The organism is Stenotrophomonas sp. AG209, from assembly GCF_003550055.1.
Lineage (GTDB): Bacteria > Pseudomonadota > Gammaproteobacteria > Xanthomonadales > Xanthomonadaceae > Stenotrophomonas.
Window position 1 is genome coordinate 385,073 of the sequence record NZ_QXDB01000004.1, and the last position, 14,026, is coordinate 399,098.

A 14,026-nucleotide genomic window follows, 5' to 3' on the forward strand; every position below is an offset into this window, starting at 1 on the left:
GGGACGTGCAGATCTCACTGCTTTCGAACCCCCGGCCCGTATTCAGGGTTGGCCGCTTGCAGTTTGTCGTTTCGCCGCTATAATGTGCGGCTCGCCGGGCGTGACCCGGTTCTACTGTGTCCCGGAGATTCCATGCCCAGCGTCAAAGTCCGCGAGAACGAGCCCTTCGAGTTTGCTCTTCGCCGCTTCAAGCGCACTTGCGAAAAGGCCGGTGTGCTGGCCGAAACCCGCAAGCGCGAGTTCTACGAAAAGCCGACCCAGGAGCGCAAGCGCAAGGCCGCCGCTGCTGTGAAGCGTCAGCTGCGCCGCTCGTCGCGCGACGTCACCAAGCGTCAGCGCCTGTACTGATCGGACGCATCTTCATTGCGACGGGCTTGCCTGTCGCGATGGAGCCGAAGCCGGCACGCGCGAGCGTCGCCGGCTTTTTGCGTTTCCGGGTTCGGGCATCCGCCCCGCCCCACCTACCACCACGAGGTTCCTCATGAGCATGAAGCAGCAGCTCACCGAAGACATGAAGGCCGCCATGAAGGCGGGCGAGAAGCACAAGCTGGGCGTGATCCGCCTGATCAACGCCGCCATCAAGCAGCGCGAAGTGGACGAGCGCATCGAGCTGGATGACACCGCCGTGATCGCCGTGCTCGACAAGATGGTCAAGCAGCGCAAGGACTCGGTCAGCCAGTTCGAAGCCGCCAACCGCGAAGACCTGGCCGAGATCGAGCGCGCCGAGATCGTGGTCATCGAAGCCTACCTGCCGGCCAAGATGGGCGAAGCCGAGATCGTGGCCGCCATCCAGGCCGCCATCGCCGAGACCGGTGCCGCCGGCCCGGCCGACATGGGCAAGCTGATGGGCGCGCTGAAGCCCAAGCTCGCCGGCCAGGCCGACATGGGCCTGGTCTCCAAGCTGGTCAAGCAGCAGCTGGCGTAAGCCATTGCCGGGGTCGGATCCCTTTCGCAACGCGAAAGGGCCCTGACCCCAATGTGGAACTGGCAGGGTCGGATCCCTTTCGCTCGCGAAAGGGCTCTGACCCCATCGATGCACCCGCTTCACCGCCTCTTCGACCCCCGGCTGCTACAACACCCTCATGGTCGAGCAATCGCACTCCCCCGACGACACGCGCCCCCACGGTTTTCCCGCCCGGCTTCGCCACTACGCTGACCGACTGCAGGACAGCTTCCCGATGGCCGTCGCCAAGCGCTTCGTCGAAATCGACGTGCTGACCCAGGCCGCCTCGGTCTCCTTCTACGCCCTGCTGTCGATGGCACCGTTGCTGGTGCTGCTGCTGTGGCTGACCGCCTCGCTGTACCCACCGGCACAGCAGACATTGATCAGCCAGATCGGTTCGGTGGCCGGTAGCAGCGTGGCGAGTGTTGCCGATACCGTGCTGCATAACGCCAACAGCCAGCCCAGCGTCGGTTCGCTGGCCGGGCTGTGGAGCACCCTGCTGCTGTTCGTCGGCGCCACGGCGGTATTCGCCCAGCTGCAGAACGCGCTGAACCGGATCTTCCACACCAGCGGCCAGCGCCTGGAAGGCGTCAAGGCCTGGCTGCGCAAGCGCGTTTTCTCGTTCGGTGTGGTGCTGGCGCTGGGTTTCCTGCTGATCCTGTCGATGACCGCCACCACCGCCCTGCAGGTGGTGTTCGCGCAGCTGCCCTCGGTACTGCCGGCGATCGGCTACCTGACCTCGCTGCTGCTGTATACGCTGGCCTTCGCCTTCCTCTACCACTACCTGCCGGACCGCCGCGTGGCCTGGCGCCAGGCCTTCATCGGCGGCGCCATCACCTCGGTGCTGTTCACCCTCGGCCGCTACGGGATTGGCGTCTACATCGCCACCGTGGCCCCGGGCAGCGCCTACGGTTCGATGGGCGCGCTGGTGATCTCGCTGGTCTGGATCTACTACGCCACTGCCGTGTTCTTCGTCGGTGCGTTGATGACCGCGGTGATCGACGAACGCCAGCACGCACGGACGCAGCTGGCCAGGGCCGGTGTCGACGCCGAACAGGCCAGCCCCGGCACCGCCAGCGAGTAAACTAGGGGGAATCCGCCGCCCCTGCTGCGCGCCCTGGCGGCCGCGCCCTGCCCTGTTGCCCATGGCCCGTATCCCCGACGCTTTCATCGACGATCTGCTGGCCCGCACCGACATCGTCGAGGTGGTGGGCAGCCGCGTGCCGTTGAAGCGCCAGGGCAAGGAGTACGCGGCGCGCTGCCCGTTCCATGATGAGCGCTCGGCCTCGTTCACGGTCTCGCCCACCAAGCAGTTCTATCACTGCTTCGGCTGTGGCGCGCACGGCACCGCGATCAGCTTCCTGATGAACTATGACCGCCTCGAGTTCCTCGACGCGGTGGATGAACTGGCCAAGCGCGCGGGCATGGAAGTGCCGCGCAACGAGAACCCGCGCAGCCCGCAGCAGCAGGACGACAGTCGCGAGCTGTATTCGGCGCTTGAGGCGGCCACCAAGTTCTTCCAGAACAACCTGCAGGGCAGCGACAAGGCCCGCAGCTACCTGGATGGCCGTGGCGTGGATGAAGAGAACCGCGCGCGCTTCCAGATCGGCTACGCACCGGATGGCTACAGCGGCCTGCGCGATGCGCTGGGCAAGGACGAGCGGCGCATGAAGCTGCTCGACCGCGCCGGCCTGTTCTCCAAGAACGATCGCGGCCACGTCTACGACAAGTTCCGCGACCGGGTGATGTTCCCGATCTTCGACCGCCGTGGCCGGGTGATCGCCTTCGGCGGCCGCGTGTTCGAGAAGGACGACGGCCCCAAGTACCTCAACTCGCCCGAGACCGCGCTGTTCCACAAGGGCCGCGAACTGTACGGCCTGTGGCAGGTGCGCCAGGCCAACCAGAAGATCGAGCGGCTGATCGTGGTCGAGGGCTACATGGACGTGGTCTCGCTGTTCCAGTTCGGGGTCACCCAGGCGGTGGCAACGCTGGGTACCGCGACCACGCCGGACCATGCCGAGCTGCTGTTCCGCAACGCACCGGACGTGTTCTTCTGCTTCGACGGCGACGCCGCCGGCCGCCGCGCCGGCTGGAAGGCGCTGGAGTCGGTGCTGCCGCGCATGAAGGATGGCCGCCAGGCCTTCTTCCTGTTCCTGCCCGATGGCGAAGACCCGGACACCATCGTGCGCAAGGAAGGCGCCGAAGCGTTCAACGAGCGCCTGAAGCAGGCCACGCCGCTGTCGCAGTTCTTCTTCGACGAGCTCACCCGTGAGATCAACCTGGGCACGCTGGACGGCAAGGCACGCCTGGCCGAGCGGGCCAAGCCGATGCTGGCGCAGATTCCCGACGGTGCCTTCGGCGACCTGATGAAGCAGCAGCTGGCGCAGCTGACCGGCCTGGGCGGCAATGCCCCGTCAGCGCGCGCACCGATGCCGCAACGGCAGCCGCAGCGGACGATCCAGCCGGTGGCCAAGCGCAGCCTGGTGCGCGGCGCGATCGCCGTACTGCTGCAGCAGCCGTCGCTGGCGCTGACGCTGGGTGGCAAGCACCACTTCCAGGGCCTGCGCCTGCCCGGCGTGGAACTGCTGCTGGAACTGCTGGGCCTGGTCGAACAGCGCCCGGACATCAGCACCGGCGCCCTGCTGGAGCACTTCGACGGGCGCGAGGAACAGACGTCGCTGCACACCCTGGCCGCGCAGACGTTGCCCGGCGACGACGCGATGTGGACCCAGGAACTGCACGATGCCGTGGCCCAGCTGGAGAAACAGCTGCTGGTGCAACGTCTGGAGGAGTTGTTGGCAAAGCAGCGCCAGCAGGGCCTGGACGATACTGACAAGTACGAACTGCGCGAGCTGCTGAAGGCGCGCGCCGGACTGCGCCTGTAGCGGCAGAACGTTTTCACGGAGAGGACCATGCTGCTGCGCCTGACCTGCCTGCTGTTGTTGTCGCTCTGCCTGCCACTGACGGCCCTGGCCGAAGACGCGCCCCTCAACGAAGTCCGCCCCGGCCTGTATGCCGGCGGCCAGCCCAGCGCCGCACAGCTGCAGGCCTTGGCCGCACAGGGCGTGCGCACCGTGATCGACCTGCGCCAGCCCGGCGAGGACCGGGGTTTCGATGAAACCCGTGCCGCCGAATCACTGGGCCTGCGCTACGTGCGCATTCCGGTGGCCGGTGCCGAGGGGCTCGATGCGGCCAACGTACGCGCCGTGCACCAGGCCCTGCAGCAGAGCCAGGGGCCGGTGCTGCTGCACTGCGCGTCCGGCAACCGCGCCGGCGCCGTTCTCGGCCTGGTCAACGCACGCTACGAACACGCCAGCCCCGAACAGGCACTGCAGCTCGGCCAGCGCGCCGGCCTGAAGTCGCTGGAGGCCGCTACCCGCCAGCGCCTGGCCACGCCGGTCACTTCGCCCTGAACCCTCCGCACCAAGGACTCTGCCCACCATGACCCGCTGGTGGTCGCGCCTGCGACCGGACAATTTTACCCTCGCCCTGCTGTGCACCGTCGGTCTGGCCTCGCTGCTGCCGATGAAGGGCGCCGCCGCCATCGTCCTCGATGATGTCACCACGGTCGCCATCGCCGCGCTGTTCTTCCTGCATGGCGCACGCCTGCCGCGCGAATCGATCATCGGCGGCATGCTGCACTGGCGGCTGCACCTGACCATCCTGGCCTGCACCTTCATCCTGTTCCCGCTGCTGGGGCTGATGTTCAAGCCACTGTCGGGCTGGCTGCTGACACCGGAGCTGTACCTGGGCGTGCTGTTCCTGTGCACCCTGCCCTCCACCGTGCAGTCGTCCATCGCGTTCACCTCGATGGCACGCGGCAATGTACCCGCAGCGGTGTGCAGCGCCTCGCTGTCGAGCATCCTCGGCGTGTTCCTGACCCCGCTGCTGCTGACCGCATTGGCCGGCACCTCCGGCGGCATCCATGACCCCCTGCATGCAATCGGCGGCATCATGCTGCAGCTGCTGGTGCCGTTCGTGGCCGGCCACCTGCTGCGGCCGTGGATCGCCGGCTGGGTGGAGAAGCAGCGCGCGCTGCTGCGCTACACCGACCAGGCCACCATCCTGCTGGTGGTGTACTCGGCCTTCGGCGAAGCCGTCACCGAGGGCCTGTGGAGCAAGACGCCGCTGCTGTCGCTGCTGGCCGTGGCGGTGGTTGCCGCCGTGCTGCTCGGCATCGCCATGCCGCTGATCACCTTCATCGCGCGTCGCCTGCGTTTCAACCGCGAGGACGAGATCGCCATCGTGTTCTGCGGCTCGAAGAAGAGCCTGGCCACCGGCGTGCCGATCGCCAAGGTGCTGTTCGCCGGCGGCAGTCTCGGCGCGATCGTGCTGCCGGTGATGATCTACCACCAGATCCAGCTGATCGTCTGCGGCGTGATCGCGCAGCGGTATGCGCGGCGCAAGTCCTGACACGACCGGGAAGACATCCACGCATGGCGTGGATCTACTGTGGTGTCGAGTCCATGCATCAGCCGATGCCCGGGTAGATCCACGCCATGCGTGGATGCCTCAGCCCGTCACAACCAGGGCAGGATCCAGTGGTCCACCAGCAGGAAGGCGAACAGCGCCATCAGGTAGACGATGGAGTAATAGAACATCTTCATCGAGAAGAGTTCGTCCGGCGGGTCCAGCATGCGCCAGGCGTACCAGAGGAACACGGCGTTGAGCACGATCGCGCCGCCCAGGTAGAACGCACCGCTCATGCCCACCAGGTAAGGCAGCAGGCAGACCAGCGCCAGCACCACCGAATACACCATGATCTGCTTGCGGGTGTGCACCACGCCGTGGGTCACCGGCAGCATCGGAATTTCCGCCTTGGCGTAATCCTCGCGGCGGAAGATCGCCAGCGCCCAGAAGTGCGGCGGTGTCCAGATGAAGATGATCAGCACCAGCAGCGACGAGTACGCCCAGTCCGACGAACCCTGCATGCCGGTCACTGCAGCCCAGCCCAGCATCGGCGGCATCGCGCCGGCCAGGCCACCGATGACGATGTTCTGCGAGGTCGCACGCTTGAGGTACACGGTGTAGATCACCGCGTAGCCGATCAGCGAGGCAAAGGTCAGCACCGCGGTGATCAGGTTCACCCACAGCACCAGGATGGTCATCGACAGCACGATCAGCACGCCGGCGAACACCAGCACCTGCCACGGCTTGACCTTGCCCACCACCAGCGGGCGCCACGAGGTGCGGGCCATCTGCGCATCGATGTGCGCGTCCAGCAGCTGGTTGATCGCGGCGGCGGCCGAAGCCGCCAGCCAGATACCGAGGAAGCCGAGCACGCCGGCGCGCACCTGCTCCCAGCTGGGCACGCCGGGGATGGCCAGGACCATGCCGACCAGGGCGGTGAAGACAATGAGGGCGACGACCTTGGGCTTGGTCAGGTCCCAGTACTGGCGGTAATTGGAAAACATGGAATCAGTCCGGGGCACGCAGGCGGGCCAGCAGGCTGACCAGCACGAACAACAGGGCAACGGCCACGCCGTTGTGGGCCACCGCCACTTCCAGCGGCAGCGCCAGCTTCACATTGAGGATGCCGAGGGTGACCTGCAGCACCAGCAGCGTGATCAGCGCGCTGGCCCAGCCACGCATGCTCGGCAACCGGAACAGGCGCACGCCCAGCCACAGCAGGTAGACGGCCACCACCACCGCGAACAGGCGGTGCGCCATCTGGATGGCGATGCGCGAGGCGCCATCCAGCACGCCGCCTTCGTAATCCACGCCGATGCCGCGCCACAGGGTGAAGCCTTCGACGAAGTTGTGCTGCGGCCACCACTGGTTGGCGCAACGCGGGAAGTTGTCGAGCGAAGCGCTGCCACCGCCGCAGGCGAGTGCGGCGTAGTTGGCACTGACCCAGCCCCCCAGCGCGATCTGGGTGACCAGCACCGCCACGCCGATGCGCAGCAGCCACTTCAGCTTCGGCGCTTCAGCCAGGGTGATCGGCATGTGCGTCGCGCGCCAGGCCATCCATACCAGCAGGCCGAACATCAGCATGCCACCCAGCAGATGGCCCATCACCACGATGGGTTTGAGCAGCAGGGTCACCGTCCACATGCCCAGCAGGGCCTGGAAGATCACCACGGCCAGTGTCAGCAGCGCCGCACGCGCCAGGTCGATGTTGCTCCAGCGCAGCGCGGCGATCAGCAGGATCGCCTCGCCGATCAGCGCCAGCACGCTGGCCGTGCCATGCCAGCCCATCATGTACAGCGGTATGCCGGCGGCCACCAGCACGCAGGCGGTCACCACCGCCGTGCTTCCGAATCGCCGCTTGCGCGTGGCCAGCAGGGCGAGGGTCAGGATCTCGATGCCCAGCGCGCCGGCCAGGAAGCGGTGCACCTGCTCACGCCAGGCCTTGTGGGTCTCCAGCGGGCGGATCTCCGCCGCCGGATGGCCGATGGTCTCTTCCACGTGCTGCGGCCAGGTGGCCTGGCCATAGCAGGTCGGCCAGTCCGGGCAGCTCAGGCCGGCATCGGACAGGCGCACGAACGCGCCGAACATGATCGTGCTCGCGGTCATGATCATGGCGAACCACGCCAGGCGGTGGAAATTGCGGTGCAGCGCCGGACGCGCGGAAAGGCTCATCAAACGGGACTCACTTCAGTTTCAGCAACGTGGCCATGTCCTTGCGCAGGCCACCGAGGTCGGAACCCGGGGCATGGCGCATGATCACGAAGCCGTTCGGATCGATCACGTAGACCGGCAGTCCCGCCGGATCATCGACGCCCGGCAACGCCGCGCGCAGGGCTGGCGACGGAGCCAGCGGCCGCAGCGCGGGCAGCGAGGCGATCGACGCCGGTGGCGTACCCAGCCACAGGATCTCGACATTATCGGCGTTATGGCCGAACAGCTGCCACACCTTGCCCAGTCCCTGCGACAAAGTGACGCACTGCGCGTCGCAGGCGCCAGGCGGGGCCACCAGCAGGCGCCAGGTGCGGGCCTCGGGGTTCCAGGGATACGGCTGGCCGCTGGCCAGGGTCGGCGCCTGCTGCCGCAGGTCCACCGGCGGCTTCAGCAGCTGGCCGGCATTGCGGTGCCCGGTCGGCTGCCAGCCGGAGAAGCGCAGCACGGCGGCCAGCGCCATCGCCCCGAAGAACACGGCAAACAGCAGCACCAGGGTCCGGCGGCCGGAACCGCGCGCCTGCGGGGACGTAGCAGTGTTCATGCGGGGCATTTTCTCATGGTTGGGAAAGGGATGCCGGTAGTGCCGGCCGCTGGCCGGCATCCAGGATTCCGGGGGTTGCCGGCCAGCGGCCGGCACTAGCGGGCGATGGGGCGTCTCCTGCGCCGCTCCAGCACCACGGCCACCACCAGCACGGTCAGGGCCAGCCCGAACCACTGCACGGCGTAGCCCAGGTGACGCTGCGGCGGCAGCGTGTTCGGCAGCAGGTCCAGGTCGCGCTCATCGCCGAATGGCAGCGCCGGGTCCAGGCGCAGGACGCGGTCGGGTAGCGCCTGCAACCCCAGCGCGCGTGCCAGGCCTTCTGCCGGCAACCGGCTGGCCAGCCAGCGCCCGGCCTCACCGGTGGCGGAGAACGCGGGGCCCAGTACCAGTCCCGCCGACGGCGGCGGTGCCAGCAACCCACGCACCGCCACCGGCGAAGGCGGCGCCGGCACATCCGGCAACGTGCGATCTGGCGGCAGCGCACGCCAGCCGAGGTCGACCAATAGCACGCTGCCGTCGTCACTGCGGAAGGGACGATAGATCTTCACCCCGGCGCGGCCATGCCGGGTCTGGTTGTCCAGCAGCACCACGCCGGGCAGGAAGCGGCCGTGGTCGGCCACGCCGTGCAACGCGCCGGGCGCCGCCAGGGCCTGCGACAGCGGCAACGCCTGTGCCACGGCTGGACCCTGCGCATCCAACATTGCCTGTTTGGCATGCATGCGCTGCAGCTGCCACAACCCCAACGCGCTGAAACCCGCCATCACCAGCACGGCCAGCAGCCATCCGATCACGCGCGTGTGCTGGCGCATCATGACAAGTCCGCGCAAACGCGGTCAGATAGGCACATCCACCCTGCCCTCGAGCCGCGCATGAGTGATTCGCTGAAGACCCTGCTGGTAATCGCGTTTCTGATCGTCATCGTCTGGAACCTGGGCGCCGGCCTGTACTACCTGGTGGTCGACCGCGGCCAGACCAAGCGCACGGTCAACGCACTGACACGTCGCATCTCGGTGTCGGTGGCGTTGATCCTGCTGGTGATCGTGAGCATCTACATGGGCTGGATCAAACCGCACGGCATCGGCGGCTGAAGCCACCGCTGCCTGCGCGGTCAAAGCACGTAGACGAACAGGAACAGCATCAGCCACACCACGTCGACGAAGTGCCAGTACCACGCGGCCGCTTCGAAGGCGAAATGGTTGTCGCGGGTGAAGTGCCCCTTGGCCGAGCGCAGCCACATCACGATCAGCATGATCGTGCCCAGCAGCACATGCGCGCCGTGGAAGCCGGTCAGCATGAAGAACGTCGACCCGTAGATGCCGGAGCCGAGCGTCAGGTTCAGTTCCTTGTAGGCGTGGATGTACTCCTCTGCCTGCAGGGTCAGGAAGCCGAGGCCGAGCACCACGGTCAGGCCCAGCCAGATCAGCAGCTGGCGGCGGTTGCCGGCCTTCAGTGCGTGGTGGGCAATGGTCAGGGTCACGCCGGAGGTCAGCAGGATCAGCGTATTGATCAGCGGCAGGCCCCAGGCCGGGATGGTCTGGAACGCGCCACCGATCGCCGCCGGGCCATTGGTCGGCCATCCCGCGGAATAGCCCTGCCAGAGCAGCTCGTTGGTCATCACCCCGCGGCCTTCGCCACTGAGCCACGACAGGCCCAGGTTGCGGGTGTAGAACAGCGCGCCGAAGAACGCGCCGAAGAACATCACCTCGGAGAAGATGAACCAGATCATCCCCATCCGGAATGATCCGTCGACCTGGTGGTTGTAGTTGCCGGCCTGCGATTCGCGCACCACGTCGCTGAACCACCAGAACAGGGTCAGCACCAGCATCGCGATGCCGATGTAGAACGTCCAGCGTCCCCAGCTGGCATCGTTGAGCCAGCTGGCCACGCCCACCATGGTCACCATCATCGCGATGGAACCCACGAACGGCCATTTGCTCTGGGCCGGGACGAAGTACACGTTGGCGTCGGTCGGTGTCTGGGCCATGTCGGTATCCGGGTCAGGGTGCGGCGTGCGCGCCGTCCGAGGTGGCGGCCGGGGCCAGCCGATCGGACAGCGCGTCGTTGCGGTAGAAGGTGTAGGACAAGGTGATCGTCTTGATCTCCGGCGGCAGGTCCGGATCGACGATGAAGCGCACCGGCATGTCGCGCTTCTCGCCGGCCTGCAGCGTCTGCGCGGTGAAACAGAAACACTCGGTCTTGCTGAAGAAGCCCGACGCACGCGCCGGCGCCACCGAAGGTACCGCGCTGCCGACCACGGCCGCCGCGCTGTCGTTGCGGGCGAAGTACAGCGCCTCGTTGAGTTCGCCGGGCACCACGTCCATGGTCAGCTGCTCAGGATGGAACGACCACGGCAGGCGCGAATTGACGCCGCCATCGAACTCCACGCGCACGGTGCGCTTGCCGGCCGCGGCACCTGCACTGGCTTCGCCACCGGGGCCGCGCTCCAGGCGCACGCCGAACACCTTTTCGCAGGCGATGCGGTACAGCGGCACCAGCGAGAACGTCAGCAGGAACACCGCCACCGCCACGCCGATCAGGCGCGGCAGCCCGGCGCTGCGGGACGGTGTGCTGGCCGGTGCCTCGCTCATCGGCCGATCACCCCGCTGAGGATGAAGCCGACGTAGACCAGCACGGCGATGGCGCCGACCCACATCGCCGTGCGCTTCGCACGCTGGCGCTGCTGCTCGATGCTTCCGCCCTGGTAGAGCCGACCGCTGCTCGGCTGCTTTTCGTCAGTCGAGCCTGGCTCGACGCTACTGATCGGAAGCGGGCTCTCGTTATGCATGCCCCACCTCAATGCGTGATGTCGTCATGCGCCAGATCCCCCGGACGTATGGTCGGCGGCGTGGTGAAGGTATGCGCCGGTGCCGGCGACGGCAGCGTCCACTCCAGGCCACGCGCGCCTTCCCAGGAACGGGCCTCGGCCTTCTCGCCGTTGCGCAGCGAGGACAGCAGGATCGCCGCCATCATGAACGGGGTGACGAACATGCCGAACGCACCGATCGAGCTGATCAGGTTCCAGTCGGCGAAGGCCACGCTGTAATCGGGAATACGGCGCGGCATGCCGGCCAGGCCGAGGAAGTGCTGCGGGAAGAACAGCAGGTTGACGAACACGATCGACCACCAGAAGTGCACCTTGGCCCACTTCTCGCTGTACATCCGCCCGGTCCACTTCGGCCACCAGTAGTACACCGCCGCGATCAGCGCGAACACCGCACCGGTCACCAGCACGTAGTGGAAGTGGGCGACCACGAAGTAGGTGTCGTGGTACTGGAAGTCGGCCGCCACGATGGCCAGCATGAGGCCCGAGAAACCACCGATGGTGAACAGGATGACGAAGGCCACCGACCACAGCATCGGCGCCTCGAACGTCAGCGAGCCACGCCACATGGTGCTGACCCAGTTGAACACCTTCACGCCGGTCGGAATCGAGATCAGCATGGTGGCGAACATGAAGTAGATCTCGCCGCCCAGCGGCATGCCCACGGTGAACATGTGGTGGGCCCAGACGATGAACGACAGGAACGCGATCGCGGCGGTGGCGTACACCATCGCCTGGTAGCCGAACAGCGGCTTGCGGCTGAAGGTCGGGATGATCTCGCTGACCACGCCGAAGGCGGGCAGGATCATGATGTAGACCTCGGGGTGGCCGAAGAACCAGAAGATGTGCTGGAACATCACCGGGTCACCGCCACCGGCGGCGTTGAAGAAGCTGGTGCCGAAGAACTTGTCGGTCAGCAGCATGGTCACCGCACCGGCCAGCACCGGCATCACCGCGATCAGCAGGAAGGCAGTGATCAGCCAGGCCCAGCAGAAGATCGGCATCTTCAGCAGGTCGATGCCCGGCGCACGCATGTTGAGCACGGTGGCGATGATGTTGATCGCGCCCATGATCGAGCTGATGCCGGCCACGTGGATGGCGAACACGGTGAACGCAACGTTGTAGCCGCCCTGCAGCGACAGCGGCGGGTACAGCGTCCAGCCGCCGGCAGGCGCACCGCCAGGCAGCAGGAAGGTCAGCAGCAGCAGGCTGAAGGCCACCGGCAGCAGCCAGAACGACCAGTTGTTCATGCGCGGCAGCGCCATGTCGGGCGCGCCGATCTGCAGCGGGATCATCCAGTTGGCCAGGCCGACGAAGGCCGGCATCACGCCACCGAAGATCATCACCAGTGCATGCACGGTGGTCAGCTGGTTGAACACCTCCGGCCGGATGAACTGGATGCCGGGCTGTGCAAGCTCAAGCCGGATCAGCACGCTCATGAAAGCGCCGATGACGAACATGATGAAGCTGAAACCCAGGTACAGCGTGCCGATGTCCTTGTGGTTGGTCGAGAAGAACCAACGCTCGAAGAAACTCTGCTGGTGATGGTGATCGTCGTGCCCAACTGCCGAGTGCGCCATTGCAAAACACCTCTCAGAATCGGTTGTCACCACGGCCGCGGGCGGCCGCGGGCTTTACATCACGCGCCGCTCGCTGCGGTGGCAGGCGCGCTGCCGGTTTCTGCAGCAGCAGGCGCAGCCGGTGCCTCGCCCGGCGGTGCAGTCGGCTCGGCCGGCGCCGCAGGCGTTGCCAGCGCGGCAGGCGGCGCCGGCTTGCGCTGCGCCAGCCACTGCTTGAACTCTTCCTTGGACACCGCCTCGACCACGATCGGCATGAAGCCGTGGTCCTTGCCGCACAGTTCGGCGCACTGGCCGCGGTACACGCCGGGCTGCTCGATGCTGGTCCAGGCCTCGTTGATGAAGCCCGGGATGGCGTCCTGCTTCCAGCCCAGCGCGGGCACCCACCAGGCGTGGATCACGTCATCGGAAGTGATGACGAAGCGCACCTTGGTATCGACCGGCAGCACCAGCCGGTTGTCGACATCCAGCAGGTAGTGCGGATGGCTTTCGCGGGTCGGCACCTTGCCGCTCTGCCGCATGCGGTCGGACTCGCGGTCCAGGCGGCTGGTGAAGGTGACGTTCTCGCCGAGGTATTCGTACTTCCACATCCACTGGTAGCCGGTGACCTTCACCGTCATCTCGGCATCGCGGGTGTCGTACATCTTGATCAGGTTGGCCGTGGCCGGCCACGCCATCACGATCAGGATGATCACCGGGATCACCGTCCAGATGATCTCGGCCTTGGTGTTGTGGCTGAAGGTGGCGGCGACCGCGCCCTTGGATTTGCGGAACTTGAAGATGGCGTAGGCCATCGCGCCGAACACGATGACGCCGATCACCGTGCAGATGATCAACGAGAGATTGTTCGATTCCCAGGCCAGGCGTGAGGTCTGGGTCACCCCCTTGCCCATGTTCAGCTGCCACGGCTTGGGATCGGCCGCCTGGGCCCAGGCCAACGCCGGCATCAGTCCCTCGGCCACCATGGCGGCGACCGCTGCAACGCACTTCGTGCCCCACCTGCTGCTTTGCTTCATTGCCTAGACCCTTAGCGTCGTCGGTTGCCGCCATCGCTGGCGGCGAGCAAGCTTTCAAGTGTCTCTGCGAGCGTCTGACGTTCGGCCGGCGCGAGGAAACTCCCCACCTCCACCTGCCGGCCGCTGGATGCCAGCCGGACCCTCTCATCGTCGGTGAGCAGGCGCACCCAGTGGGGGTGGGCCCGGAACACCGGCGATCCACCGGGTACGGGGATGACCTCCACGTACGCCGGCACTACCCGGATCTCCTCCTGCCGTTCACCACTGCGCCACAAGGCACGCAGCGCCGCCGCCAGCACCAGGCTGTACAGCAGCGCGAACAGGGGGGCGAATGCATTGCCGGCCAACCACCCGAAGGCGGACACCAGCCACATCGCACCCGACAACACGGTGAACAACAGGACGAACTGCCGGGCATCGAGCGCCCGTGGGGGACGCAGCCGCAGCTGCGTACCTGACCCATCCGGAGCTGGAAGCACCTCGATCATGTCGCAACCGCGTTCCTGC

General features: G+C 66.7%; 17 protein-coding genes. 7 read left to right on the top strand and 10 right to left on the bottom strand.

Features of this window, described 5'->3' with window-relative positions; translation table 11 throughout:
* The first annotated feature begins 132 nt into the window (after nucleotides 1-132).
* The 6 genes from rpsU (at nucleotide 133) to DFO63_RS18770 (ending at nucleotide 5,356) form a co-directional block, all read left to right on the top strand.
* Entirely contained in the window at nucleotides 133-348 is a 216-nt protein-coding gene (gene rpsU / locus DFO63_RS18745; protein ID WP_002808376.1) for a 30S ribosomal protein S21, read from the top strand.
* A 133-nt stretch (nucleotides 349-481) separates the two neighbouring features.
* Complete coding sequence (locus DFO63_RS18750; RefSeq protein ID WP_049444516.1) at nucleotides 482-925, top strand: GatB/YqeY domain-containing protein; 444 nt, start codon at nucleotides 482-484, stop codon at nucleotides 923-925.
* A gap of 253 nt (nucleotides 926-1,178) precedes the next feature.
* Entirely contained in the window at nucleotides 1,179-2,027 is an 849-nt protein-coding gene (locus tag DFO63_RS18755) for a YihY/virulence factor BrkB family protein (RefSeq protein ID WP_259337448.1), read from the top strand.
* A 61-nt stretch (nucleotides 2,028-2,088) separates the two neighbouring features.
* Nucleotides 2,089-3,828: a DNA primase gene (dnaG, locus tag DFO63_RS18760; protein WP_049444512.1), complete on the top strand. Its 1,740-nt coding sequence runs from the start codon at nucleotides 2,089-2,091 to the stop codon at nucleotides 3,826-3,828.
* Between the two features lie 27 nt (nucleotides 3,829-3,855).
* Nucleotides 3,856-4,356, top strand: coding sequence for a sulfur transferase domain-containing protein (locus tag DFO63_RS18765; protein WP_049444510.1), 501 nt, complete (start codon nucleotides 3,856-3,858; stop codon nucleotides 4,354-4,356).
* A gap of 28 nt (nucleotides 4,357-4,384) precedes the next feature.
* Nucleotides 4,385-5,356 (top strand): bile acid:sodium symporter family protein, encoded by a 972-nt coding sequence (locus DFO63_RS18770; protein ID WP_049444508.1) that lies wholly within the window; start codon nucleotides 4,385-4,387, stop codon nucleotides 5,354-5,356.
* A 107-nt stretch (nucleotides 5,357-5,463) separates the two neighbouring features.
* Here the strand turns inward: DFO63_RS18770 and cyoE are convergent, their stop codons facing one another.
* The 4 genes from cyoE to DFO63_RS18790 form a co-directional block, all read right to left on the bottom strand.
* Nucleotides 5,464-6,357: a heme o synthase gene (gene cyoE, locus DFO63_RS18775; RefSeq protein ID WP_014035731.1), complete on the bottom strand. Its 894-nt coding sequence runs from the start codon at nucleotides 6,355-6,357 to the stop codon at nucleotides 5,464-5,466.
* Nucleotides 6,358-6,361: 4 nt separating this feature from the next.
* Nucleotides 6,362-7,525 (bottom strand): COX15/CtaA family protein, encoded by a 1,164-nt coding sequence (locus tag DFO63_RS18780; protein WP_049444506.1) that lies wholly within the window; start codon nucleotides 7,523-7,525, stop codon nucleotides 6,362-6,364.
* Nucleotides 7,526-7,535: 10 nt separating this feature from the next.
* A complete protein-coding gene (locus DFO63_RS18785) occupies nucleotides 7,536-8,105 on the bottom strand; it encodes a hypothetical protein (protein ID WP_042358441.1) in 570 nt (189 codons plus the stop codon).
* Between the two features lie 95 nt (nucleotides 8,106-8,200).
* Nucleotides 8,201-8,917, bottom strand: a complete 717-nt coding sequence (locus DFO63_RS18790) for an SURF1 family protein (RefSeq protein WP_049444504.1) — start codon at nucleotides 8,915-8,917, stop codon at nucleotides 8,201-8,203.
* A 57-nt stretch (nucleotides 8,918-8,974) separates the two neighbouring features.
* Here DFO63_RS18790 and DFO63_RS18795 point away from each other — a divergent pair, with 57 nt between their 5' ends.
* Nucleotides 8,975-9,193 (top strand): twin transmembrane helix small protein, encoded by a 219-nt coding sequence (locus DFO63_RS18795; RefSeq protein ID WP_049444502.1) that lies wholly within the window; start codon nucleotides 8,975-8,977, stop codon nucleotides 9,191-9,193.
* A 20-nt stretch (nucleotides 9,194-9,213) separates the two neighbouring features.
* On the opposite strand, the gene DFO63_RS18800 is transcribed toward DFO63_RS18795, so the two are convergent.
* Genes DFO63_RS18800 through DFO63_RS18825 form a run of 6 tightly spaced genes read right to left on the bottom strand, consistent with a single transcriptional unit; the run spans nucleotide 9,214 to nucleotide 14,007 of the window.
* A complete protein-coding gene (locus DFO63_RS18800) occupies nucleotides 9,214-10,089 on the bottom strand; it encodes a cytochrome c oxidase subunit 3 (RefSeq protein WP_014035726.1) in 876 nt (291 codons plus the stop codon).
* 13 nt (nucleotides 10,090-10,102) lie between these two features.
* Entirely contained in the window at nucleotides 10,103-10,693 is a 591-nt protein-coding gene (locus DFO63_RS18805) for a cytochrome c oxidase assembly protein (protein WP_014035725.1), read from the bottom strand.
* Entirely contained in the window at nucleotides 10,690-10,890 is a 201-nt protein-coding gene (locus DFO63_RS18810; RefSeq protein ID WP_049444499.1) for a hypothetical protein, read from the bottom strand. The genes DFO63_RS18805 and DFO63_RS18810 overlap by 4 nt, the downstream gene beginning before the upstream one ends.
* A gap of 8 nt (nucleotides 10,891-10,898) precedes the next feature.
* Nucleotides 10,899-12,506 (bottom strand): cytochrome c oxidase subunit I, encoded by a 1,608-nt coding sequence (ctaD, locus tag DFO63_RS18815; protein WP_014035723.1) that lies wholly within the window; start codon nucleotides 12,504-12,506, stop codon nucleotides 10,899-10,901.
* 59 nt (nucleotides 12,507-12,565) lie between these two features.
* Nucleotides 12,566-13,519, bottom strand: a complete 954-nt coding sequence (gene coxB, locus DFO63_RS18820) for a cytochrome c oxidase subunit II (RefSeq protein WP_119007576.1) — start codon at nucleotides 13,517-13,519, stop codon at nucleotides 12,566-12,568.
* A gap of 11 nt (nucleotides 13,520-13,530) precedes the next feature.
* Nucleotides 13,531-14,007, bottom strand: coding sequence for a DUF2244 domain-containing protein (locus tag DFO63_RS18825; protein ID WP_014035721.1), 477 nt, complete (start codon nucleotides 14,005-14,007; stop codon nucleotides 13,531-13,533).
* Nucleotides 14,008-14,026: the final 19 nt, after the last annotated feature.